Annotated in this window: 20 protein-coding genes; 11 read left to right on the plus strand and 9 right to left on the minus strand. The window is 57.4% G+C overall.

Features of this window, described 5'->3' with window-relative positions; all coding sequences use genetic code 11:
• The first annotated feature begins 53 nt into the window (after nt 1-53).
• The 5 genes from C4J89_RS27495 (at nt 54) to C4J89_RS14575 (ending at nt 3,693) form a co-directional block, all read left to right on the plus strand.
• The gene (locus C4J89_RS27495) at nt 54-746 is read left to right on the plus strand and encodes a methyl-accepting chemotaxis protein (RefSeq protein ID WP_256658987.1); all 693 of its coding nucleotides are present in this window, start codon (nt 54-56) and stop codon (nt 744-746) included.
• Nucleotides 747-1,150: 404 nt separating this feature from the next.
• On the plus strand, nt 1,151-1,390 hold the full coding sequence (locus C4J89_RS14560; protein ID WP_124363049.1) for a hypothetical protein: 240 nt from the start codon (nt 1,151-1,153) through the stop codon (nt 1,388-1,390).
• Between the two features lie 160 nt (nt 1,391-1,550).
• Nucleotides 1,551-2,696 (plus strand): sensor histidine kinase, encoded by a 1,146-nt coding sequence (locus tag C4J89_RS14565; RefSeq protein ID WP_124414820.1) that lies wholly within the window; start codon nt 1,551-1,553, stop codon nt 2,694-2,696.
• 40 nt (nt 2,697-2,736) lie between these two features.
• Nucleotides 2,737-2,967 (plus strand): DUF6429 family protein, encoded by a 231-nt coding sequence (locus tag C4J89_RS14570; RefSeq protein WP_124414821.1) that lies wholly within the window; start codon nt 2,737-2,739, stop codon nt 2,965-2,967.
• Between the two features lie 105 nt (nt 2,968-3,072).
• On the plus strand, nt 3,073-3,693 hold the full coding sequence (locus tag C4J89_RS14575; protein ID WP_124414822.1) for a LysE family translocator: 621 nt from the start codon (nt 3,073-3,075) through the stop codon (nt 3,691-3,693).
• 36 nt (nt 3,694-3,729) lie between these two features.
• Here C4J89_RS14575 and C4J89_RS14580 read toward each other — a convergent pair whose 3' ends face one another.
• Nucleotides 3,730-4,944 (minus strand): aldose 1-epimerase family protein, encoded by a 1,215-nt coding sequence (locus C4J89_RS14580; RefSeq protein ID WP_124414823.1) that lies wholly within the window; start codon nt 4,942-4,944, stop codon nt 3,730-3,732.
• Between the two features lie 359 nt (nt 4,945-5,303).
• Here C4J89_RS14580 and C4J89_RS14585 point away from each other — a divergent pair, with 359 nt between their 5' ends.
• Complete coding sequence (locus tag C4J89_RS14585) at nt 5,304-5,606, plus strand: hypothetical protein (protein WP_124414824.1); 303 nt, start codon at nt 5,304-5,306, stop codon at nt 5,604-5,606.
• A gap of 926 nt (nt 5,607-6,532) precedes the next feature.
• Nucleotides 6,533-7,726: an IS4 family transposase gene (locus C4J89_RS14590; protein ID WP_124414825.1), complete on the plus strand. Its 1,194-nt coding sequence runs from the start codon at nt 6,533-6,535 to the stop codon at nt 7,724-7,726.
• Between the two features lie 15 nt (nt 7,727-7,741).
• Here the strand turns inward: C4J89_RS14590 and C4J89_RS27500 are convergent, their stop codons facing one another.
• The 6 genes from C4J89_RS27500 to C4J89_RS14620 all read right to left on the minus strand — a co-directional run bounded on the left by C4J89_RS27500 (nt 7,742) and on the right by C4J89_RS14620 (nt 12,617).
• Nucleotides 7,742-7,888, minus strand: a complete 147-nt coding sequence (locus C4J89_RS27500; RefSeq protein ID WP_164487598.1) for a hypothetical protein — start codon at nt 7,886-7,888, stop codon at nt 7,742-7,744.
• Nucleotides 7,889-7,936: 48 nt separating this feature from the next.
• The gene (locus tag C4J89_RS14600) at nt 7,937-9,859 is read right to left on the minus strand and encodes an AAA family ATPase (protein WP_124414826.1); all 1,923 of its coding nucleotides are present in this window, start codon (nt 9,857-9,859) and stop codon (nt 7,937-7,939) included.
• Entirely contained in the window at nt 9,846-10,355 is a 510-nt protein-coding gene (locus C4J89_RS14605) for an ABC-three component system middle component 5 (protein WP_124414827.1), read from the minus strand. Before C4J89_RS14605 ends, C4J89_RS14600 begins: the two co-directional genes overlap by 14 nt.
• A gap of 1 nt (nt 10,356) precedes the next feature.
• The gene (locus tag C4J89_RS14610) at nt 10,357-10,923 is read right to left on the minus strand and encodes an ABC-three component system protein (RefSeq protein ID WP_124414828.1); all 567 of its coding nucleotides are present in this window, start codon (nt 10,921-10,923) and stop codon (nt 10,357-10,359) included.
• Nucleotides 10,920-11,213, minus strand: a complete 294-nt coding sequence (locus tag C4J89_RS14615; protein WP_124414829.1) for a hypothetical protein — start codon at nt 11,211-11,213, stop codon at nt 10,920-10,922. The genes C4J89_RS14610 and C4J89_RS14615 overlap by 4 nt, the downstream gene beginning before the upstream one ends.
• A gap of 456 nt (nt 11,214-11,669) precedes the next feature.
• Entirely contained in the window at nt 11,670-12,617 is a 948-nt protein-coding gene (locus tag C4J89_RS14620) for a LysR family transcriptional regulator (RefSeq protein WP_256681744.1), read from the minus strand.
• Between the two features lie 94 nt (nt 12,618-12,711).
• Here C4J89_RS14620 and C4J89_RS14625 point away from each other — a divergent pair, with 94 nt between their 5' ends.
• The 4 genes from C4J89_RS14625 (at nt 12,712) to C4J89_RS14640 (ending at nt 17,252) form a co-directional block, all read left to right on the plus strand.
• The gene (locus C4J89_RS14625; protein WP_124414830.1) at nt 12,712-13,890 is read left to right on the plus strand and encodes an MFS transporter; all 1,179 of its coding nucleotides are present in this window, start codon (nt 12,712-12,714) and stop codon (nt 13,888-13,890) included.
• A 44-nt stretch (nt 13,891-13,934) separates the two neighbouring features.
• Entirely contained in the window at nt 13,935-14,417 is a 483-nt protein-coding gene (locus tag C4J89_RS14630; RefSeq protein WP_124414831.1) for a VOC family protein, read from the plus strand.
• Between the two features lie 295 nt (nt 14,418-14,712).
• On the plus strand, nt 14,713-16,089 hold the full coding sequence (locus C4J89_RS14635) for a cystathionine beta-synthase (protein WP_124414832.1): 1,377 nt from the start codon (nt 14,713-14,715) through the stop codon (nt 16,087-16,089).
• The gene (locus tag C4J89_RS14640; RefSeq protein ID WP_124363069.1) at nt 16,086-17,252 is read left to right on the plus strand and encodes a cystathionine gamma-synthase; all 1,167 of its coding nucleotides are present in this window, start codon (nt 16,086-16,088) and stop codon (nt 17,250-17,252) included. Before C4J89_RS14635 ends, C4J89_RS14640 begins: the two co-directional genes overlap by 4 nt.
• Before the next feature lie 307 nt (nt 17,253-17,559).
• On the opposite strand, the gene C4J89_RS14645 is transcribed toward C4J89_RS14640, so the two are convergent.
• Together C4J89_RS14645 and C4J89_RS14650 are read right to left on the minus strand one after the other, a co-directional pair.
• The gene (locus C4J89_RS14645; protein ID WP_124414833.1) at nt 17,560-19,761 is read right to left on the minus strand and encodes an OsmC domain/YcaO domain-containing protein; all 2,202 of its coding nucleotides are present in this window, start codon (nt 19,759-19,761) and stop codon (nt 17,560-17,562) included.
• Between the two features lie 145 nt (nt 19,762-19,906).
• Complete coding sequence (locus tag C4J89_RS14650) at nt 19,907-23,410, minus strand: AAA domain-containing protein (protein ID WP_124414834.1); 3,504 nt, start codon at nt 23,408-23,410, stop codon at nt 19,907-19,909.
• Between the last annotated feature and the right edge of the window lie 40 nt (nt 23,411-23,450).

Consider the following 23,450-nt stretch of genomic DNA (forward strand, 5'->3'; position numbering starts at 1 on the left):
AACTAACGCAGATCAATGAGATGACCGGCTCGATGCAGCGCATGGAAGACGCCATGGGCCATATCACCCTGCACGTCGAACAAGCGGTGGAACACGCCGGCCAGGCCAGCCAGCAGATTGTGCGCGGCCAGGAAAGCGTTGGCCGCGCCCGGCATGAAATCACCCAACTGGCCTCGCGCATCAATGGCACGCAATCTACCGTACAGTCGTTGGCGGTGCAGGCCGAGCAAATCGGCTCGGTGCTGGAGGTGATCAGCAGCATCGCCAACCAGACCAACCTGCTCGCACTCAATGCCGCCATCGAAGCCGCCCGCGCCGGCGAGCAAGGCCGTGGCTTTGCAGTGGTCGCCGACGAAGTGCGCAGCCTGGCCCAACGCACCGCCCTCTCCACCCAGGAAATCAAGACCATCATCGAAGGCCTGCAGCAAGGCAGCCGCCAGGCCGTCGAAGCCATGCACGACAGCCGCCAGGGCGTGGAGCGGTGCGTGGAAGACAGCCAGATGGCCGTCGACATGCTGCGCGCCGTGGGCGAAGACATCGCGCATATCGATCAACTCAACGGCCGCATCGTCACCACCACCCGCGAGCAGACCTCGGCAAACCTGGAAATTGTCGAGCGCCTGCAATCGGTGCAGCACATCGCGCAAAACACCGCCGACGACGTGGAAACCCTGGCCCGCAGCAGCGAACGCCTGCCACCGATCGCCGTGCGCCTGGATGCGCTGGGGCGCAGGTTTCATCCGTGATTCATGCCATCGGCTCAGCAGCCGAAGCCTCTCTAACTGCAGCCCCGCGCTCCAATGTGGGAGGGGGCTTGCCTAATGCCAGTCAGTTAAGCAAAAGGTGCTCACTGTAGGAGCGAGCTTGCTCGCGAAAAACGCTCAGACAACGCGTTCATTCTGCATAAACGCGGGGGCGCTGAGTTCTTCGCGAGCAAGCTCGCTCCTACAAAAAGCCTTAACTGACTGGCATTAGGGCTTGCCCCGATGGCGGTCTGAAACTAGCGAACAACTGTACCTGTAACACTGCAAGTCATCGCCTCCCGCTCGCGCACTACGAAACTCCTGCACTTTCCCCCGGTCGATGCTTTCAAGAGGCCGACAGTGCCTCGGGTGCTTTGTGTGTGTAGTGAATGCCTGCGGAGACGGCCATGAAAGAAGCCATTAGCGATTTGCCCGGCCCTATAAAACGACAGGCTGACCGAATTTTGCGTGAGATCGAACTGGCAGGGTCGATGATCCTGGCTGTCAAAAGCGGTGCCAAAGCCCAGGGGTTTGTGCTGGGCATCACCTGCTGTGAAGGGCTGACGTCGGAGCGCTGCGAGCAGCTGGCAAGCCATTTCGACAGCGTGGTAGAACAGAGGCTGAGGGCCCTGACATTGGGCCTGTAGGGTCAGGCGCATGACCGCTGTGCGCGCGTAGATTGGATCCATGGCAGCCCCGGCACCGGCCGCGCTTTAAAAGCGGCGAACAACCTCCTACACTGCCGGGAATTTCCCTTCATCTGCGCAGCCTCGCTCTTCTGCCCGACTCGCATCAGGATTTACAGACATGCGCCTGCCCGATTTCATCCTGGAAAACCTTGAGCCGATCCTGCAGGCCTGGGAAGATTTCGCCAGAACCATCGAGACACCGGGCGAGGAACTCGACAGTGTCGGGCTGCGCGACCATGCCGAGCAGATGTTGCGGGCCATCGTCAGCGACCTGCGAACCAAGCAGACCCGTCAGGAACAAATAGCCAAGGCTCAGGGCCAGGCGCCGGCGGACGACCAGGAAACCGCGGCGGAAACCCATGCCATGACGCGGCTGATGGCGGGTTTCACCATCGATCAGATGGTCTCGGAATACCGCGCGCTGCGCACCAGCGTGGTCAGCCAGTGGATGCGCCAGATCAAGGACGGCACCCCGATCAATGTCGACGACATGACCCGCTTCCACGAAGCCATCGATCAGGCCCTGGCCGAATCCATCGCCAGCTATTCACGCGCGGTCGAGGCGTCACGCAACATGTTCCTGGGCATCCTTGGCCACGACTTGCGCACCCCGCTCGGCGCGATCCTGCTGGGGTCCGACGTGCTACGCCGTTCACAGGACGCCGGCGCCCGCGCGACCAAAATCGCCAACCAGATCTACACCAGTGTACGCCGCGCGAGCCAGATCGTCGGCGACCTGCTCGACCTGACCCGCTGCCAGATGGGGCCGGGCATCCCGGTCAAAACGGCCGATATCGACCTTTCACCGCTGTGCCAACGCGTCATAGAAGAAATCCGCACCTTTCATCCTGAAGCTATCGTGATGTTCGACGCCAAAACGCCGGTTGCTGGGCAATTCGACGGCCCGCGCATGGAGCAGGTCTTCTCGAACATCGTCAGCAACGCGGTGCAGCATGGGGACACCACCCGGCCGATCCAAGTCGAGCTGGGCATACGCGAGGGCTTCGCGGTCTTCACCGTGCACAACAGCGGTGAAGCGATCCCCGAGGACGTCCTCCCGTTCATCTTCAACCCCATGGGCCGCTTCTCCCAGCGTACCGCGATCAATCACGGCCCCACGGAGGGTTTGGGTTTGGGCCTGTTCATTGCCTCGGAAATCGTGGCGTCTCATGGTGGGGCGATTGAGGTGAGTTCTGATACGGAACAGGGGACGGTGTTTAGTGTAAGAGTGCCGCTCGATAAACCAGAGAACAGCGTTGCCTGAGAAACGAGCGGCGCCCCGATTCGCGAGGGGTGTAACCACTATGGAATACGACGAAAAGATGATAGAGGAAGCCGTGCTGGCCCTGCTGACAGTCTTCAGCACCGATGACGGAAACTCATGGAAGGGGCACGATTTTCAGGTCATGAACCGATTACATGAACAGGGTTTTATCGATAACCCGGTAAACAAGAACAAATCGGTCTGGTTGACGCCACAAGGGCTGGAGCGCGGTCGGGAACTGGCTGATCGGCTGTTTGGGACGAGGGCTTAGGTCAGGACAACCTGTACCTTAGTCGACATAACGCAGCCGTGATTGCCGCACCGCCCCCACTCCCCTTATTCTCGACGCTCCCGTCCGACCGAATCCGGAGCCGCCATGGACCTCGCCGCCCTCGCCCTTTTCCTGCCCGCCTGCTTCGCCCTGAACATGGCGCCCGGCCCCAACAACCTGCTGTCGGTGAGCAACGCCACCCGCTACGGCTACCGCACCTCCTGCCTCGCCGGTCTCGGCCGTTTGCTGGCCTTCGCCGGCATGATCGCCCTCGCCTCCGCCGGGTTGGCGGTGGTGCTGCAAACCTCGGAGTTGTTGTTCTACGGGATCAAGCTGCTTGGTGCGGCGTATCTGTTTTACCTGGCCTATCAGCTGTGGCGCGCAGACCCGCACACGGAGGCGCAAACCGCCACGAACAACGTGGGCTTATGGGCCTTGGCGCGTCAGGAGTTTCTGGTAGCGGCGGGTAACCCGAAAGCCATCCTGATCTTTACCGCCTTCCTCCCACAGTTCGTGGTGCCCGGCCAGCCCGTCACTGCGCAATTCGCCCTGCTGGGCGCGATGTTCCTGGCGCTGGAATGGATCGCCATCAGCGTCTACGCCTATATGGGCCTGCATATGCGCCGCTGGTTTGCCGAGCCGAGGGGTAAGCGGATCTTCAATCGGTGCTGCGCGGGGTTGTTGTCGGCGGCCGCAACGGTGTTGTTGACGGCACGCCGAGCGTAACTCCCGCGCCGGCCTGTGGAAGCAGTGCAGGCGCCCTTACTCCTTGGTCAAATCAACCAACGGCGTCTGCCGCACCTCAGTCTCGCGCCCGGCCTGAATCTCGCTGACCTGCTGCAAGGCCTTGTCCACAGCCGCCTTATCCGCCAACAAGCTGTAGCTGATGCGGAACTGCTTGTGTTCCTTGGGCCCAATGGTGGGTACCAGGTTCAGTGGCCGCTGATAACGGCGGTTGTAGGAAAAACTCGTCCCCGGCTCCAGCCCCGTGACATAGCCCTGCCCTTGAGTATCGGTGTTCTTCCACAGGGAAAACACCGGCAGCGTCTGCGTATTGAAACCTACCGACACGCCCAGGCTGCCAGCTTTGTTATGCAACACGGTCAAGGTATCGCCCTTGGCATCGGCATAGGGCACCACGTTGTAAACCGTTTCGTCGTAGTCCTTGGTGGGTGCGCGGTAGGTTTGCCAATCGGCCAATTCGCCCTTGGCCTTGTCGTTGAACGGCGACACCTGCTTCACCGGTGCGGCGAAACGCGCGCCCTGCTCCAGGAACGGGGTGCTGAAGTTACTGTGATACAGCGCCTGGTATTCCTTCGGATAGTCGCCGTTGTTGGTCAGGGTGTCGTTGAGAGCAAACACTACACTGCCGGGCTCGGTGACCAGTTCGGTCGCCACGGAAAAATCGACCTTCTTGAAGGCCTGCTCTTTCAGTTCGCCGCGCAGGGTGATGGCGTACGGCGGCTTTTCATTGATGTGCAGGGTGACTTTGTTCGCAGGAATATTCGCGGCCCTGCCATGCAGCGTCAGCAATTCACCGTTGTCGATGCCAGGGTGACCGACCCATTCATAGCCGCAACGGGTGACCAGCTCATTGAAACCTTCCAACCAGCCCAGCCCGCCGCGACCATTGAGCTCGATGAAGGCAGGATTGACCACTTCCTTGACCGGCGAATCCCACCCCATGCGCACATCGCCGACCGAAGCCTGCAACACGTTCATACCGCGAGTCGGCACCACCGAGAGCTTCATCGTGCCGTTATCGATATCGACAATGCTCACCCCCTCCTGCCGACCGCCGTGCAAAGTGCGCAGGGTAACGCTGAAGGGTTTGTCGGTTTGCACGCCGAGTTGCTGGCTGGTGACCTGCCAATTCTGCGCGGCTTTGTCGGTGTCGAGAAGCACGTAGTCCCAGGCCATGGCGTGGGAGGCGGCGGAGAGTGCGGTGAGGGCGACAGCGAATTTTAGGGGGATCATGACGGTTGCCTTTCTTGGAGTTGTGGCAGTTTTATAGACTCGATTAAACGTTTCAGCAAGCGTAAAAGGCGGTATTACGTGGGCAAGTGCTGAAAAGGAGTTTAGGGAAGTCGGAAGATGGAAAATCGGAGTCAGACCACCATTTTTTAAATGTGCGGGGTTGTTGTAGGCGGCGGCGACGGTGTTGTTGACTGCGCGTAGGGCTTGAACGGTGATTGGACTTGAGCGACCCGTGTTGGTTACAACCTTGACGTTGATCCTCCAATGCAAGGGCGCTTATAGTCCTCCAGTCGCCATGGAGCGACCGGGTTTGGCGACCTGACTATCGGTAAATCACTGTATTTATCGGAGCTTTAAACATGGAAAGATATATCCCCCTTACCGGAATCGATCTGGTTCCTGCGTCCCTTCTCATTGATTCAGAAGCACCGCTCGACGTGCTGCAAGCGATGGCTGACTATCGTATTCGCACCGTCACTCAAGTGCTGGAAAACATCGCCTTTCGGGGTGAGGTGGACGCTGATTGCGTGGTGCTTTCGGACTTTGCGCAGCTGCTGGCGATACCGTTGCGTGATGGGTGTGATTTGATGGAGGTAATTGGGCGGCGGTTGCGGGAGCAGGTTTCGGAGGTGGAAGCGGGTTCTGTTGCTACGCCGGGATAATGAAAAATCTCCACGCGCTGGCGCAACTAGGCCAGCGTGTGGTGAAAGCAGTGGGTGCTTTCTCATCGGCTGCGATCGGCCAAAAGCGGTCAGTCGTCCCTACGAAATTTTGGACGATTCAGCGTGCTACCTGAGGGCAGTAGCTTGTTAAAGGAGTTGGGCAACATCTACATCGGTGTCACGAATATGCACAGCTGATATGAAAGTGATACACAGGCCTGTGCAAGATTATTGGCCGGAAGGCGAGCCCGCGCTGATGCCCGTCGGCACCAGAAAATAAGGAGATTGATCATGTGGCTCAAAAATGTGGCATTTGCACTGTTGATTTGCCCCCTTCGTCACCGCATGTTTCAGCGAACCTTTTCAGCCCCCTACAGCTGATGCTGACTTATGGGAGAAGCCGGGAGCGAGCAACAATGATGTCTTGGCGTCCATGCTAGCTTGCGGTGAGAAGAATGGCTCCGGCATCGATCCTAATGCCAGCTTCCAAGAGATGGCCCAGCGATTTGTATGTATGAAGCGTGCGGGCTATACCCGGCGTGACGGTTTCGACATCTGTGCATTGCACCCGAAGGAGCCGTTGAAGGCCTGTGAGTCGGCGCAATGAAGCCATAAAGGCGTCGCACGGTATTGAGGGAGTCGGCATTGAACTCCTTAGGTTGAATTAGCCCGAGTATTTATAGGTACATCCAACTGACTGCTTCCGACCCGAAGCGGTCACTGAATTGAGGTGACGAAACGGGTTTCGAGGCCAACACTTACTGGCGGTAGCGCATTAATCAAAACGACGGCATCGAAGAAAATCGGGGTCAGACCCTGAGGGATCCCCGAATTTTCTTACTTAAAATCAAGAAGTTGGAATATTGAAGAGGCCTGCATGAGCCGGCAACTTGGTTTGCACCACACAAAACTAAGAACCCGAACCCATGCAGGCCATCCGATTTTTACACAGAGCGCTCGCTCAAGCACTGCCCTCGATCCATTCTCGCCGCCTAACGACGCTGATGAGTTGTGTCAGTTCGTTACTGCAAGGCCGTCGCCTGACGCTAACAGCGCTGGGACGTTTTATGCCAGGTCAGGCGTACCCCAAGCATGCGATCAAACGAGTGGACCGATTACTGGGTAATCAACACCTCAGAGCAGAGCGCCCGCTGTTCTACTGGGTGATGCTGCGGGCGTTGTTAGGCTCCCTGAAGCACCCTTTAATCTTGGTGGACTGGTCGCGAATTGATGCTCCTGGCGATGCGTTTTTGTTGAGAGCCGCGGTCCCGTTTGCGGGACGCTCGTTTCCTATTTATGAAAGCGTTCATGAGCGTGAGAGCTGTCCCAAATATCAAAGCCGCCTGCTCAAAATGTTAGCTGAGTTACTGCCTGACGGATGCGTTCCAGTCTTGGTCACGGATGCGGGTTTTCGGCGTCCGTGGATGAAGGCTGTGGTAGCGAAGGGCTGGTATTACGTGGCTCGCATACGCAACCGTGAACTTTATCGTCGAGAAGCAAACGACTGGCAACCCGTGAAGAATTTGTACGCTCTGGCCACTTCATCACCTAAATCGCTGGGGCGCGTTGAGATGACGCGTAGCGCCCCTCACTTCGTCGATTTGTACTGCGTTCGGCATTCAGCCAAGGGCCGAAAACACCAACGAGTCACGGGTTCAATCGCCAGAAGCAAGCTCAGCCGACAGTCCGCCAAACGTGAGCGTGAGCCGTGGTTGCTTGCCAGCAATCTTGCGCGAAGTGAGTGGAACCCGGCACAGATTGTGGCGATTTATAAGCGGCGTATGCAGATCGAGGAAGGTTTCCGAGATGTCAAAAGTGAGCACCTGGGATTCGGTCTGAATTTGCATCGAAGCCACTGCCCAAAGCGCATTGAGGTGCTGTTGTTGATTGCGGCATTGGCCAACTACCTCATATTTTTAACAGGGCTGCAGGCGCGAGAAAATGGTTTGGAACGGTGCTATCAAAGCAATAGCCTCAAAGAGAAACGAGTGCTTTCATTGTGGCGATTAGGTTTGGAATACTGGCGCAGTTGCACCGAGTTCGGTGGTCAAAAACACCTGGAGATATTGGAGAAAGCTCTGCGTGATGAGGTGCACCATCAGGCGCAGAGCTTGGAGTAAATTTGTGGGGATCCCTCAGGGTCTGACCCCGATGTTCCCTGCCACTTGGCATCTTCGAGAGCACGCCAAACCGCTTTGCCGCCGAACACACATACCCCCGATGGTGTCCTTGAGGTACCCACCATGGTTGGTCGTACTCACGAAAACACACTGGCCTGGCACATCCAGGGTTCTTCGCCCGTAACTGTCGCGGCAGGTATCTGACCGCTATTATTTAAGGTTTGAATCACCAGACAATTGAAGCGTATGCATCCCCTTCTCATAGTACGGGCCAACGCAATAGTCACTTTCATTTAGCTCCGGATCAATCATAGATGTAGTCAGAATTACCTGATACTTTTTCTCCACCCCCTCAAGTGAACGCACCAAAAGTCGCTGGAAATTTTGGCTACGCTTTGGCCCCATCCCCTTGTCCTCTATATTATCCATTAACAGCAGTCGAGGATAACGCATACCTTCGTCCCATATCGACTCCTGAAGAATTGCAAGATGAAAGCTGTTCTTCATAATGGTCTCGGAACTTGCCGAGAACTTCGACCTACCATCAACCAACATATAATCTTTTGCAAAATCATATTCAAACTTATCAGGTTCTACGAAGTCACTTTCGAACCCCCCGTCCTGCCTGAGAAGTGTAATCGTTCTTTCAGAAAGATTTGATTCCAGCTTGGATTTCCTAGATTCGGTCAGATACGCATTCCTTTTGATTTCATCCCGTAGGCGTTCAATCTGACTATTTAATTTATCACGATCTAAAATCAGTTGCTCTACGCTTGACACGAGCTTTATTTTTGTTTGCAGATTTTTTATACGCTCTTCAAGAGTACCAATCCTCGCAGACAAGGTATACAATTTTAGAACCCTGTCAGAGCTTAACGTAAGTGCTGCCTTATGCTTCGACTTTAAAGTATTGAGCTGATGTCCTTCAATCTTGATATACCTATCAGCCTCCTCCAATCTTGTTCTAAGCTCAGCCAGCACCGATTCGCTCTCCCGCTTCTGAAAGTTTAAATCATTGAGAGCAGCCAAATAAGAGCTTTTTCTTTTCTCTTCATCTACTTCGGTTTTGCAGAGATGACATACTTCAGAGTCTTGCGGATCTATAGTAGACAAACAGCAGGGACAGAATTTGAATCGAACCTCTCCAAACATGTCATATGTCGATCTCGATTCTTGCAAAGACTTAAGCCTAAAATCAATAGCTTTTATAAATAAATCCGACTCGACAATTTCGTTAACCAACTCAACTCGCCTCGACGTTCTTATATTAATCTCCTTTGCCAAAGCAGAAATTTGTTCTGAAACGATCGCAGCCGCTTTTTTTATCTCGGGACTAGAATCAGCATCAGGTTGTAGTGCTACTTGTTGCCGTTCTGTCAATAGTCCAGCCAGTTCATTATTAGCCTCTTCTATTTCTTTATTGAGGTGCTCGGCCCTCAGCACCCCTTCTGTAGGCGATATGTATCTGTAGATTGCGTCGAGTTGGCCATATATTTTACTAAACTCTGTTTCAGCTTTAGAAAGTTGTTGTCGGAGTCCATACGTACCCAGATCATCGACCCCTAATAAGAAGTCACCGATTGCTTGGCGCATACTGGGTTTGTCAAATGCTAGTTCAGCCTTGAGAATCTTGTTGACAGGCGTGTCTTGATCCACATAAATCAAGCGTAGAATTTGGTGAATTGTAAGGTTTGAATTGTCATCTGTCTGATGATGAGGCCAACCAAACAATTCGAAAATCTGTTGAGAGAAGCTGTGTTTATTCGCTGTGCGCATGACTCCATATTGAACCCATTCAGCATGATTTCTCAGTGAGCTTTCATAATCACCGGAAAAAAATTGCATAGGAGGCTTACTTGATGGCTCAATAGCTCTCGAAACCGTTAGTATATAGGAATTGATTTCAATCTGAATTATAACGCTATCGCACGCAGCCGCCTCTTTATTCCAACGCTCCTCTCTAAGGTCTCCTCCAAGTCCAAAAAACAGCAAATCCATTATCGTAGATTTGCCAATACTATTATCACCGCGAATTATATTTATGCCTAAATGAAACTTTTGATCATAAACCGCTCGACCAGACTTCATGACGAGAAAGCGATGCACAAACAATGTTGAACTATTTGACGTCATAGATATATTCCATCAATCCCGAGCGCTTTTTCAGCCCAGACTCTCCATTAAACTCAACCTTTGGCAATGCCTTCGTTATAATTTCAAATGCATCACCTCTCAAAAACAAATCACTATCGAGAAGCTCTAAATATCCGATTGGAAGGAGACCTGTATCAATCTTTATAAGTCCGCTTTCAAACTCAAACTTTGAAATAATTCCTTTCGCGATCAATTCCAGGGCCGCAGTTTTTTGAAACACCTGGAGATCATACAAAACCCTTGCCGGGTTATTAATATCTTCAAACTGTTCTGGAATGGACTTTAATTGTACCTTAAACTCCTTTATACTCGCAGGCCATGGCTTTATATTTTTCAGCTGACTCGGGAACAGATAATAGTAATCTAAAATCCTAAGTTGATCCCACGTCAAAGAGAACTCCGTAGTTGCCTGCAATATAGCCAAAAGCCTATATAGGCAATGATTGGCATCATATGCCGGATGATAAATCAACAACCTATACCTCCCAGACCAGATGGCATTTACCTGTTAAAAAATACAACATCCCATAAATTAAATGCTGGTCGATGGATATATCAACACTACACACCTCGGAAAATATAGAATTCACAATATTATGATAAATAGTTTGATCGATATCTTCCGGGCGTGCGCCTGCTTTTAAAAGAGGCCGAATCTGACCATCAAATGACGCCTTGATCTTTTGAAGGATATAAAAATATATATATTGCCTTCGTGGTGAGAGCTGTGCCCTCGCCGCAATTTTTGCAAAGCGATCTTTATGCTCTATAGCATCTTCAACAAGATCCTCTCTATTTCCATTAATTAGCTTTTGCTCTAGCCCAATAACTGGCCGGCCGGCCCGATCAGTAAGATAGGAGTGAAAAAGATCGATGAAATCTTCAAGCTCCTCGTCACCTTCTGAAAGTGCACCTATTCTATCTAACCCTGCCCTGATAACATTGGGATCGGGAGCTGCGGCAACTACATAAGTAACATTATGTTGATCCCCACCAACAATGGAGCCATTAACTTCCGTTTCCTTTACAACAATTTTGTTCATTCAGTTTTACCGGAGTTTCGATTTCCGCCTGTAATACCCCCACGAACCTTAGACTTGGAAACATTAATTACATTTCCACCTTGTGGTTTGTTTTTTACAAGACCTATAAGAAACACACATATGAAGAACGTTAGAACCGCAATCAGACAAAGCAAAGCGAATAGTTGATTGCTATTGAGATTTTTCAGTATAGGGGACGAAATTATCGTGGGATAGACGCTGTAGGCGACAAAGGCGCCGACAGTGGCACTCCCACCATACTTTAAAGCGGCGCTCCAAAAGTTTTCCATACATCTATCCTTGAGTTTTGGCAGACCGCCATCATCCCGGACAACTGCATTTACGTAAAGAGCTTTGGGCTGCTTATCAGCCCCTCGCCCACGCGGAGCTTGAGCGACATAATCAATGGCGGTTACAGGACTCCACATGAAAATTGCGAATATCTGACATTCCTTTAGGTAAAAAACCCCGCAAATCATTGATCTACGAGAGTTTAAGAGTGGAGACAGAAATCGGAATCAAACCGACGTAGGTAGATTGGACATCCTCGTAGCTACCGAGAGCAACAATTTCTGCCCAATTTATGCCTGGGTCGAGCGTCAGTTATGGGTCGATTCTGTTGAAAACAGTCGACCATATTTTCCAACGCAGAAAAGTACGCGCTTGAGATTAAAATCTTTACTTTGAAAAAAGGGTTTCGAGGGCAGATTTGGCTTCGCTGCGCGTAAAAAATGCATTTTCATCAGTCAATACGTGCGCAGCCTGGAAGGATCAACTTTTTCAACACAAGCGGCTGAAACCCGCCAGTCACTCCCCTCCACCAAAAAATCCACAAACGCCCTAACCCTTCCCGGCATCGCCGCCCCACCCACAAACACCGCATGAATCGGTTCCACATCCCCCGGGTTATACGCTTCCAACAACGCCACCAACTCCCCCCGCTCCAGATCCTGCGCCACACTAAACGCCCCCACCCGCGCTATCCCCGCCCCCAGCTTCGCCAACTGCGCCAACGCCTCTCCGCTATTCCCTTCAATCGTCCCCGCCACTTTCAACGAAAAATCCCGCCCATCCACCCGAAACGGCCAATCCGGCGCCGCCCTGCGGAAGTTGAAGCGCAGGCAGTTGTGTTCGAGTAAATCCTGCGGCGTCACCGGAGTGCCGTGGCGGGCCAGGTAGTCGGGTGAGGCGACGATGACCTGGCCGGTAGAGCCGATGTGGCGGGCGGTCAGGGGGCTGTCGGCCAGGTGGCCGAAGCGGATGGCGACGTCTGCTTGGCCGGCGAGGATATCCACGAGTTCATCGCCGAGCATCAGGTCGACCACGATGGCGGGATAGCGGGCGCTGAAAGCGGCGATCAGCGGCACGACGGTCAGGCGGCCGTGGGCCAGGGCTGCGCTGACTCTCAGGCGTCCGCGGGGGGCGCCCTGGTCGGTAATGGCGTCTTCGACTTCGGCCATGTCGGCCAGGATCCGCCGGGCGCCGCGCAGGTAGGCTTCGCCTTCGGCGGTGAAGGTGATGGCACGGGTGGTGCGCAGCAATAGCCGGGTGCCGATGCGCCCCTCGGTGCGGGTGATGATGCGGCTGATGGACGATGGCGTCAGCCCCAGGGCGCGCGCGGCGCCCGACAGGCTGCCGTGCTCCGCGACCATGACGAACACTTCCATCTCTCCCGAGCGGCCGCCGATGTCCATTTGTGCCTCCTGCGCAAAGGTGTAGTTCCCAACCAGGGGCTACTGCTGCAAAAGGCTGGATTGTAGCATTCGGCACACAGATGAGGAGTCACCCATGCGTATCAATCCACCCCTTGTAGCCTTGTCCATCGGTGCCTTTGGCATCGGGGTCACGGAGTTTGCCCCCATGGGCATGTTGCCCGGTATTGCCGCCGACCTTGGCGTATCCATCCCCGCCGCAGGGCTGTTGGTGAGTGCCTATGCCATGGGCGTACTGATCGGCGCGCCGATCATGACGCTCGCGACGGCCAGGGTACCGCGCCGGTATCTGTTGATCGGGCTGATGGCGATCTTCACCTTGGGTAACCTGCTATCGGCGCTGGCGACCAATTATCAGACCTTGATGATCGCCAGGCTGGTGACCTCGCTGAACCACGGGGCGTTTTTCGGTATCGGTTCGATTGTGGCGGCCAGTGTGGTCGCGCCGGAGAAGCGCGCGGGGGCAGTTGCCGCGATGTTTTTGGGGCTGACCCTGGCGACCATTGGCGGCGTGCCATTGGCCACCTGGTTTGGCGAGAACTTCGGCTGGCGCACGGCGTTCTGGGGCATCAGCGGTCTGGGCGCGGTGGTGATGGCCGCGCTGTGGTGGGCACTGCCGAATGCACCCGCGCCGAAGGGTGGCAGCCTGATGGCGGAAATCCGCGTACTCGGTCGCGGGCCAGTGCTGGCGGCGTTGGCACTGACCGTGGTCGGCTCCAGTGCAATGTTTACCGTGTTCACTTACATCGCGCCGATTTTGCGCGATGTCACCCATGCGTCGACCAACTTCGTCACCAGTATGCTGGTGCTGTTCGGTATCGGGCTGACCCTGGGCAACGTGTGGGGCGGCAAATCGGCGGACCGGTCGGTAGACCGTACGTTGATTACCTCGCTGGTGGTGTTGATCGCCGTGCTGCTGGCCTTCGCGGTGCTGATGCAATGGCCGCTGCCCGCCGCGCTGTCGATCCTGCTGTGGGGCGCTGCGAGTTTTGCCCTGGTACCGCCGTTGCAGATGCGCGTGATGGAGGCCGCCAAAGATGCGCCTAACCTGGCCTCGGCGATGAACATCGGCGCGTTCAATTTCGGCAATGCCATCGGCGCGGTGCTGGGCGGTGCGGTGATCAATGCCGGGCTGGGCTACCCCGCCGTTTCCCTGGCAGGCGCGCTGATGGCAGGCCTGGGTTTGTTGATGGTGCTGGGGTTGGGCTGGCGTTCGCGGCGTGCGGGTGCTTGTGGTAAAGACGCCCTGGCGTAGCGATCGTCTAGACTCCAGGCACCTTTCAACCTGAGGAGCCTGCGATGAACAACAAAAATACGATTTGCCTCTGGTACAACGGCGATGCGCTGGAGGCGGCGACCTTCTACGCCCAGACATTTCCGGATAGCGAAGTGAAGGCGGTGCACTACGCGCCTGGCGACTACCCGGCCGGTAAGCAGGGTGATGAGTTGACCGTGGAATTCAGCGTGCTGGGCATCCCGTGTCTGGGCCTGAATGGCGGCCCTATGTTCAAGCACAGTGAAGCGTTTTCCTTTCAGGTGGCGACCGATGACCAGGCGGAAACCGACCGGTTGTGGAACGCCATTGTCGGCAATGGCGGGCAAGAAAGTGCCTGTGGCTGGTGCAAGGATAAATGGGGCCTGTCGTGGCAAATCTCGCCACGGGTATTGGTGGATGCGGTGACGAGCAAGGATCCGGCAGTCGCCAAGCGTGCGTTTGACGCGATGATGACCATGCGCAAAATTGACATCGCCACCATCGAAGCCGCCATCGCCGGGCGCTGATGGGGTGTTTGGATGTGGGAGCGCACGAGCTTTAGCGAGGCCGCGATAGCGGTGGCTCAGGTGGCGCATAGGCCAGCAGTACCGCCGCCTTCGTAGCCTCGCTGGGGCTCGACAACTCCCACAGTTGATCTGCGTTGCCTGCGGGTGCTGTGCCCGCCATCAACCTCCATGCGCCAAAAAAAGTCATGCATCGGACCACCCGGTTGCAGCTCGGGCGGGACCGGCCTATGTTTCTAGCCATGCTCTGCATTCTGCTGTCCCCCACCCTACGCCCATCCCGTAACCAGGTGACGACATGCCTACTCTATCCCGCCCCGCCGTACTTGAACTGATCGGAAACACGCCACTGGTCAAGGTCAGCCGCTTTGACACTGGCCCTTGCACCCTGTTTCTCAAGCTTGAATCGCAAAACCCCGGCGGTTCCATCAAGGACCGCATCGGCCTGGCGATGATCGACGCCGCCGAGCGCGACGGCCGCCTGCGCCCCGGTGGCACGATTATCGAGGCGACCGCCGGCAATACCGGCCTGGGCCTGGCATTGGTTGGCCGGGCCAAAGGCTACCGGGTGGTGCTGGTGGTACCGGACAAGATGTCCACGGAAAAAGTGCTGCACCTCAAGGCCATGGGCGCTGAGGTGCACATCACCCGTTCCGATGTGGGCAAGGGCCACCCCGAGTATTACCAGGACGTGGCCGCGCGCCTGGCCAAGGACATTGCGGGTTCGTTCTTCGCCGACCAGTTCAACAACCCGGCCAATCCCCTGGCCCATGAAACCAGCACCGCGCCGGAGATCTGGGCGCAAACCCAGCATGATGTCGATGCGATTGTGGTAGGCGTCGGCTCGGCCGGCACCCTCACCGGCTTGACCCGTTTCTTCAAGCGCGTGCAGCCCGAACTGGCCATGGTGCTGGCCGATCCGGTGGGTTCGGTGATGGCCGAGTACAGCCGCAGCGGTCGGCTTGAAACCCCTGGTTCCTGGGCGGTGGAAGGCATCGGCGAAGACTTCATACCGTCGATTGCCGACCTGTCCAGCGTGCGCCACGCCTACTCCATCAGCGATGAAGAAAGTTTCGACCATGCCCGCCAGTTGCTCAAGGCCGAAGGCATTCTTGGCGGCTCGTCCACCGGCACCCTGCTCGCCGCCGCGCTGCGCTATTGCCGCGAGCAGACCGAGCCCAAACGCGTGGTCACCTTCGTGTGCGACACCGGCACGCGCTACCTGTCCAAGGTCTACAACGACCAATGGATGAACGACGCCGGCCTGTTGCAGTACAAGCACTACGGCGACCTGCGCGACCTGATCGCCCGTCGCTTCGAAGATGGCCGGGTGATCAGCGTGAGCCCCGACGATACCCTGCTCACCGCCTTCCAGCGCATGCGCCTGGCGGATGTGTCGCAACTGCCGGTGCTGGTGGACGGCACGCAACTGGCGGGCGTCATCGATGAGTCCGACCTGCTGCTGGGCCTGCATCAGGACGCCACGCATTTTTCCATGAGCGTGGCCAGCGCCATGACCCGCACCCTGCACACCTTGGCCCCCAGCGCCAGCCTGGCCGAACTGCAGGCGGAGCTGGATCGCGGCCTGGTCGCCATCATTGCCGACGCCTCGGGCTTCCATGGCCTGATCACCCGCGTCGACCTGCTCAACCACCTACGGAGATCCCTTGCATGAGCCAGCCCGATAAAAGCGCGTTCGCCACCCGTGTGATCCATGCCGGACAGTCCCCCGACCCAACCACGGGCGCGCTGATGCCGCCGATCTACGCCAACTCCACCTACCTGCAAGATAGCCCCGGCGTGCACAAGGGCTTTGACTACGGCCGTTCCCATAACCCCACGCGCTTTGCCCTGGAACGTTGCGTTGCCGACCTTGAAGGCGGCACTCAGGCCTTCGCGTTTGCCTCGGGGCTGGCGGCGATTTCCACGGTGCTCGAATTGCTCGATGCCGGTGCGCATATCGTTTCCGGCAATGACCTGTACGGCGGCACCTTCCGCCTGTTCGACAAGGTGCGTCAGCGCAGCGCCGGGCATACGTTCAGCTATGTGGACCTGAGTGATGTATCGGCGTTTGAAGCGGCGTTGCGCGACGACACGCGTATGGTCTGGGTCGAAACGCCCAGCAACCCGTTGCTGAGCCTCACCGACCTCAGCGCCATCACCCGCCTCTGCCGCGCCCGCGGCATCCTTTGCGTGGCCGACAACACCTTCGCCAGCCCGTGGATCCAGCGCCCGTTGGAGTTGGGGTGTGACATCGTGGTGCATTCCACCACCAAGTACCTGAACGGCCACTCGGACGTGATCGGCGGCATCGCCATCGTCGGCGACAACCCTGAATTGGCTGAGCGCCTGGGTTTCCTGCAGAACTCGGTGGGCGCCATCGCAGGGCCCTTCGATGCGTTCCTGACCCTGCGCGGCGTGAAAACCCTGGCCCTGCGCATGGAGCGCCATTGCCGCAACGCGCTGGAACTGGCGACCTGGCTGGAGCAGCAACCGCAGGTGTCGCGAGTGTATTACCCGGGCCTGAAATCCCACCCACAGCACGAACTGGCCCAACGGCAGATGCGCGGGTTTGGCGGGATGATTTCAGTGGACTTGAATAGCGACCTGGCAGGCGCAACGCGCTTTCTGGAAAGCGTGAAGATCTTCGCCCTGGCCGAGAGCCTGGGTGGCGTGGAGAGCCTGATCGAACATCCGGCAATCATGACCCACGCCAGCATCCCGGCGGCGACGCGGGCGCAGTTGGGGATTGGGGATGGGTTGGTGCGGTTGTCGGTGGGAGTTGAAGATGTGGAGGACTTGCGCGCGGATCTGGCCCAAGCCCTGGCCCACATATAAATCCCCAAACACCGGCGATCCAAATGTGGGAGGGGGCTTGCCCCCGATAGCAGTCTGTCAGCCACTGGGTTAGTTGACTGAACCACCGCCATCGGGAGCAAGCCCTAATGCCAGTCAGTTAAGGCTTTTTGTAGGAGCGAGCTTGCTCGCGAAAAACTCACAGGCACCGCGTTTATTCAGGAAGCACGCGTTATCGTTGACGTTTTTCGCGAGCAAGCTCGCTCCTACAGACGGTGGTGTACGCTTAACTGACTGGCATTAGGGCAAGCCCCCTCCCACATTTTGCCCTTCATACATCAGATAGCTATCAATGTGCCGAGGTAGCGCTTGCCCTTGCCGCGTGCAGTTTCTTGTAGCTGTCGATCAAGCGCAAATGCCGGTCCAGCCCTTCGAGCTTCATGCTGGTCGGCGTCAGCCCATAAAACCGCACGCTGCCGTTGACCGAGCCAATCACCGCGTCCATGCGTTCGTTACCGAACATGCGGCGGAAGTTGGCTTCGTAGTCGGCCAGGTCCAAGTCGTCGTCCAGTTCCATCTCCAGCACCGCGTTCACCGCCTGGTAAAACAGCCCGCGTTCGACGGTGTTGTCGTTGTACTGCAGGAACATTTCCACACATTCCTTGGCCTCCTCATGCTGCTGCAAGGCGAGGAAGATCAGCAGCTTCAGCTCCAGAATGGTCAGTTGGCCCCAGGCGGTGTTGTCGTCGAACTCGATGCCGATCAGCGTGGTGATATCGGTGTAGTCGTCCAGCTCGCTTTCGATCAAACGCTCGACCAGTGCTTGCAACTGCGCTTCGTCCAGGCGGTGCAGGTTAAGGATGTCTTCACGGAAAAACAGCGCTTTGTTGGTGTTGTCCCAGATCAGGTCGTCCACCGGGTAGATTTCCGAGTAGTCCGGCACCAGGATGCGGCAGGCGGTGGCGCCCAGGTGCTCATAAACCGCCATGTACGACTCTTTGCCCATGCTTTCCAGAATACCGAACAGCGTCGCGGCTTCCTGGGCGTTGGAGTCTTCGCCGTGGCCGGAGAAGTCCCATTCGACGAATTCATAATCGGACTGGGCGCTGAAGAAGCGCCACGACACCACGCCGCTGGAGTCGATAAAGTGCTCGACGAAGTTGTTCGGCTCGGTCACCGCCTGGGCTTCGAAGGTCGGCTGCGGCAAGTCGTTCAAGCCTTCGAAGCTGCGGCCTTGCAGCAGTTCGGTGAGGCTGCGCTCCAGCGCCACTTCCAGGCTTGGGTGCGCGCCGAACGAGGCAAATACGCCGCCGGTGCGCGGATTCATCAAGGTCACGCACATCACCGGGAATTCACCGCCCAGGGACGCATCCTTGACCAGCACTGGGAAGCCCTGGGCTTCCAGGCCTTCGATACCGGCCACAATGCCGGGGTATTTGGCCAGCACCTCGGCCGGTACATCCGGCAGCGCAAATTCGCCTTCGATGATCTCGCGTTTCACCGCCCGCTCGAAAATTTCCGACAGGCACTGCACCTGGGCTTCGGCCAGGGTGTTGCCGGCGCTCATGCCGTTGCTCAGGTAGAGGTTTTCGATCAGGTTGGAGGGAAAATACACCACCTCGCCATCGGACTGGCGCACGAACGGCAGCGAGACGATGCCCCGCGCTTCGTTGCCCGAGTTGGTGTCGAACAGGTGCGAACCGCGCAGCTCGCCGTCGCGGTTGTAGACCTTCAGGCAGTAGGCATCCAGAATTTCACTCGGCAACTCATCGTCCGGGCCCGGCTGGAACCAGCGCTCATCCGGATAATGCACGAAGGGCGCGTTGGCCAGTTCCTCACCCCAGAACTGGTCGTTGTAGAAGAAGTTGCAGTTGAGCCGCTCGATGAACTCGCCCAACGCCGACGCCAGCGCGCCTTCCTTGGTCGCGCCCTTGCCGTTGGTAAAACACATCGGCGAGTGGGCATCGCGGATATGCAGCGACCAGACGTTGGGCACGATATTGCGCCATGAGGCGATTTCGATCTTCATGCCCAGGCCCGCCAGGATCGCGGACATGTTGGCGATGGTCTGCTCCAGCGGCAGGTCCTTGCCGGCGATGTAGGTGCCCACCTGGGACGTCGAGTTGGGCATCAACAGCGCCTGGGCGTCGGCGTCGAGATTGTCGACTTCCTCGATCACGAACTCGGGCCCGGCCTGCACCACTTTCTTCACGGTACACCGGTCGATGGAGCGCAGGATGCCCTGGCGGTCCTTGTCCGAGATATCCGCCGGCAGCTCGACCTGGATCTTGAAGATCTGGTTGTAGCGGTTTTCCGGGTCGACGATGTTGTTCTGCGACAGGCGAATATTCTCCGTGGGAATATTGCGCGTAGCGCAGTACAACTTCACAAAGTACGCCGCACACAACGCCGACGAAGCCAGGAAGTAATCGAATGGCCCCGGCGCCGAACCGTCGCCTTTGTAGCGAATCGGCTGGTCGGCAATCACCGTGAAATCATCGAACTTGGCTTCAAGCCGAAGGTTGTCGAGAAAGTTGACCTTAATTTCCATGCGGGCACACCAGAATAACGGGCTAAACAAAATGGCCGCCATTATGAAGATTTTCGCCGGGAAGTCTCAGGGTTTTGCGTGTGGGCTGCTGATCGGTATCGCTATGCCAGCAGCGCTTGAGCCGCTGGCATAACGTGATGGCCGGTCAGAGTTCGCGCGAAATCAGGCGTTGCGCCAGGCTGGTTCGATTGATCGCCAACTCGCTGCTGACGTCCGGCCCGCGATAGACCATGGACGTTTCATGGCGCACATAATCGCCCGAACGCGCCGCGCTCAGCCAATTGAACGAGCCCACGCACAACAGCGCTTCATCGGCCATCACCAGTTTGCTGTGCACCTTGTTGACCACACGCACCTGCACCGCGTGGTGCTTCAAAGTGGCCAGCGCATCCTTGAATTCGGCGACTTTGCCGGGGTCACCGTCGGACTTGCTGCGGCCGATGCCAGTGTTGAAGTGCAAATCGGTATACACCGTGACCGGCACCCCGCGCTGCACGGTGCCGCACATGGCCTCAAGGGCACCGCTTTCGCGCATCCCCCTCAGGCGCACCCAGGGCGTCACGATCTGCACCTGCTGCTGCGCCGTCTCCAGGGTCTGCAACAGGAACTGATCATGTTCGGCAAACTCATGCAGGTGGCTCAACCCGGTGCGCGCCGTCAGCAAATCCGCCCGTGGCTGGAAATCAAACGTGAGCGCATTGTCCGCGCTGTTCAACAAGTACTGCGCCAACCGGCCACGCGGCTTGCTGGCGGGGATCTGGCTGAACAGGTCCATATCACCGAACACCAGAAAACTGTCTTTGGCGCGGGAAACCGCCACGTTCAACATGCTGTCCCTACGGTCGATAAACGCACCGTCGGCATGCTTGGAATACACCGCAGAAAAAATCACCACCGGGCGTTCGGCGCCCTGGAACGAGTGCACGGTGCCAACGGTCATTTCACCGTCGCCTTTGCCGGTACGAATACCCAGGGCGGCGCATGCCTCGGTAATGGCCTGGGTCTGAGCGCCAAAGGGGGTGATCACCCCGAGAATTTCCCAGAGCTCCTTGTTATAGCGCTGAGTCAGCTGCTGTTCATTGGCCTTGATCCAGGCAGCGATGGTCTGTGCCTCGAGCAGGTTATGGCGGCTGCCGCCCTGCTTCTGCTGGCATAGGCCGTCGATGTGCAGGTACCCCAGCCCCGGCAAGCCACCCTGGGGTTTGGCGCCGCGTCGCGGTTGCAGCTTGCCCTTGTAGCAGAGCGCATTGCAGTAATCGATGATCGAGTCATAGCAACGGCGGTGTTCATACAGATAAAGGCCGCGGGCCAGGTCGCGGTCGTAGTGATAGCGGCTGGTGGACTGCGCAATCGCCATGACGCTGCCACTGGCGGCACTGCGCCCGCTCTCACAGAAGGCCTCGTACTCATCGTCCACACGGCTGCGCGACAGCAGGCCGGCAGCGAGCAGGTTGCCGATATCCACCGACGGCGGCACCGACCATATCGGTTCGATTTGTTGCGTGTCGCCAATCACCAACGCTTGGCGCGCCAGAGCGAACGACGGCGCCGCCACTTCGGGCAGGACCTGGCCCGCCTCGTCTACGATCAGCAGGTCGATGAAATTCAACGCGTAATCGGCGACATAACCATTGCCGTCATGGCGGCTGCACGACAGCTCGGCCGGCAAGCGGTAGAACGTCGCCACCACGCAAGGCGTGAGCTTCATCCAGCGCCGCCAGTTTTTTTCCAGGGTCTTGCGGCCGTTTTTTTTGCGGCTTTTAAGAATCAGTGGCAGCTCATCGGCGACCTCCAGCAGCCAGCGGCCCTCCCAATAATGCGTGGTCAGCAGGAACGTCTCGAAGCGCAGCGAGGTGTCCGCCCAACGGTCGCAGTCCTCCAGCGTTACCTCGGCGGCGGGCTTGCCGATGGCATCGGGTAACCGGGCAATCACCGCCTGCCAGTTCGACAGCTCGCGCTGTTCATCGCGCCGCAATTGCTCCACACGCTCATGCTGGGTTTCAAGGATTTTCAGGCTTTGGGCGGTGTGCGCCACGGCGGCCGTCAGCAGGCGCTCTATCTCATGCACGTCGTTGGCGCTCTGCAGCTGTGCATCAGTTTCATCGATGTGCAGTTTGGCCAAGCGCAGGCGCTTGGCGGCAATCGGGCCGAACCAGCCGAACAGCGTGTAAATCAATGACTCATGGGCCAGGTAATGCTTGAAATCTTTCAGGCGTGCCTTGGCGCTTGCCAACTGATCGGACTGCGCCCGACATTGCCCTTCAAGCGTCGCAATTGCCGTGTATGGATTATCGCCGAGCAAGGCCTTCATGGCGTCGCGCGCCGCGTTCAATCTTGCCCAGCCCTTCTCGATATCGCCCAGTTGCTGCTGGCGCAGTTGAATCAGGGCCTGCAGCTTGTCGACGGTGCCCTTGAGCGTGGGCTGCGACGGCCCGGGAAAGGCGATGGCGGCATGCTCCAGATAAGCCTGCTGCGCTTTATCCAGATAGGCCTGCGTCTCCAGCTCCAGGTAGAAGCTTTTGGTCTGGTAGGTGCGGGCCATCTCCGCTTCCGCAGCGGCCTTTGGAAAGTAAGCGCCAAAGCTGTTGATATCCGGAAGCCAGCGCCCAGCAAAGGGGCCGGTGCCTGCCGAGAAGTCCTTGCCAAATGCCTTGATGATATTGGTGACCGCCTGATTGTTCGTAGAACTGGCGACGATCACCGGCGGCTCGCCGCCCTCGGCAGCGGCCTTGGCCCAAAGCGAGGCGACGACCGACAAGAGCAACGTGGTCTTACCGGTACCCGGCGGCCCGTTGACCGCCAGGATATCCCCGGCGTTGCCCGCCAGCAGGTGCGCGAGGCTGTCGCGTTGGGCAGGCGCCAGCGCGTATTCGTCACCGGCATGCCCTCCTCGCCCGGCGAACAGGCTGTTGGCGGCCAGGCACGGCTCATCGGGCATGCGCTCGCGTCGTGCGAACCGCTCGAACAACGGCGCATCCGGTTTGCCAAGGCGCAAATGATCGTACAGCGCCACGATATTGCGGCTGAAACCTTCAGCCTTCTGTTCCTTGAACACATAGCAATAGTTGACCGGATCAAAACCGTCATCCACGCCGTTCCAGGCGTTGCAGACCGTCTGGAACATCGTCTTGCAATAGCGCAGATAGGTGATCCACTGCTCGCGGTAGTGCTCCGGCTGCACCTCCGTGCCGGCGGGTGGCGGCTCGAACTGCGGCGCATCTTGTGCGGTTAGAAACGTATCCAGGTCATGCTGGGCGCCGATGGTGAAGTTGTCGCGATCCAACGGTTCCAGAATATCGCGCGGCACCAGCGTGGGCCCGGTCGGATAGATCAGCCCGTCGCGGGTGACCGACACCCGGCAAATGATCGGCGTGATGAACGCCGGCAGCCCGTTGCGCGCCTGGCGGTGCTCCTGGCGTGAGGCGTACACGAACGGACGTAGCGTGACCTCCACATGGAGCAGTTGTGCCGGTTCGCCGGCAAATAGGCTGTCCACTTGCTCAACCGGCAAACAACCGGCGGCCAGCGAAGCCAAGGGCACTGCGGAGTAGGTTTTGACATGGCTCGGGGATAAGGCGCCATTGCCGTTTTCCGCGTCGGCCAGCGAGGTGCGCCAGTAGTTGGCGAGTTTCAGAGAATAATCGTTCATCGTCCTGATTCAGTGCAGACCGTGACTCACTGTTACGGTC

Origin of the sequence: Pseudomonas sp. R4-35-07, assembly GCF_003852235.1 — a bacterium.
GTDB lineage: Bacteria > Pseudomonadota > Gammaproteobacteria > Pseudomonadales > Pseudomonadaceae > Aquipseudomonas.

Bases quoted from the DNA above. Each gene is read 5' to 3' on its own strand.
- C4J89_RS14585 (WP_124414824.1), top strand. From the start codon at position 5,304: ATGGAAAGATATATCCCCCTTACCGGAATCGATCTGGTTCCTGCGTCC.
- C4J89_RS27495 (WP_256658987.1), top strand. From the start codon at position 54: ATGGGCCATATCACCCTGCACGTCGAACAAGCGGTGGAACACGCCGGC.
- C4J89_RS14620 (WP_256681744.1), bottom strand. From the start codon at position 12,617: ATGGACATCGGCGGCCGCTCGGGAGAGATGGAAGTGTTCGTCATGGTC.
- C4J89_RS14570 (WP_124414821.1), top strand. From the start codon at position 2,737: ATGGAATACGACGAAAAGATGATAGAGGAAGCCGTGCTGGCCCTGCTG.
- C4J89_RS14560 (WP_124363049.1), top strand. From the start codon at position 1,151: ATGAAAGAAGCCATTAGCGATTTGCCCGGCCCTATAAAACGACAGGCT.
- C4J89_RS14615 (WP_124414829.1), bottom strand. From the start codon at position 11,213: ATGGAAAACTTTTGGAGCGCCGCTTTAAAGTATGGTGGGAGTGCCACT.
- C4J89_RS14575 (WP_124414822.1), top strand. From the start codon at position 3,073: ATGGACCTCGCCGCCCTCGCCCTTTTCCTGCCCGCCTGCTTCGCCCTG.
- C4J89_RS14610 (WP_124414828.1), bottom strand. From the start codon at position 10,923: ATGAACAAAATTGTTGTAAAGGAAACGGAAGTTAATGGCTCCATTGTT.
- C4J89_RS14600 (WP_124414826.1), bottom strand. From the start codon at position 9,859: ATGACGTCAAATAGTTCAACATTGTTTGTGCATCGCTTTCTCGTCATG.
- C4J89_RS14565 (WP_124414820.1), top strand. From the start codon at position 1,551: ATGCGCCTGCCCGATTTCATCCTGGAAAACCTTGAGCCGATCCTGCAG.
- C4J89_RS14630 (WP_124414831.1), top strand. From the start codon at position 13,935: ATGAACAACAAAAATACGATTTGCCTCTGGTACAACGGCGATGCGCTG.
- C4J89_RS14580 (WP_124414823.1), bottom strand. From the start codon at position 4,944: ATGATCCCCCTAAAATTCGCTGTCGCCCTCACCGCACTCTCCGCCGCC.
- C4J89_RS14590 (WP_124414825.1), top strand. From the start codon at position 6,533: ATGCAGGCCATCCGATTTTTACACAGAGCGCTCGCTCAAGCACTGCCC.
- C4J89_RS14635 (WP_124414832.1), top strand. From the start codon at position 14,713: ATGCCTACTCTATCCCGCCCCGCCGTACTTGAACTGATCGGAAACACG.
- C4J89_RS14625 (WP_124414830.1), top strand. From the start codon at position 12,712: ATGCGTATCAATCCACCCCTTGTAGCCTTGTCCATCGGTGCCTTTGGC.
- C4J89_RS14640 (WP_124363069.1), top strand. From the start codon at position 16,086: ATGAGCCAGCCCGATAAAAGCGCGTTCGCCACCCGTGTGATCCATGCC.
- C4J89_RS14650 (WP_124414834.1), bottom strand. From the start codon at position 23,410: ATGAACGATTATTCTCTGAAACTCGCCAACTACTGGCGCACCTCGCTG.
- C4J89_RS14645 (WP_124414833.1), bottom strand. From the start codon at position 19,761: ATGGAAATTAAGGTCAACTTTCTCGACAACCTTCGGCTTGAAGCCAAG.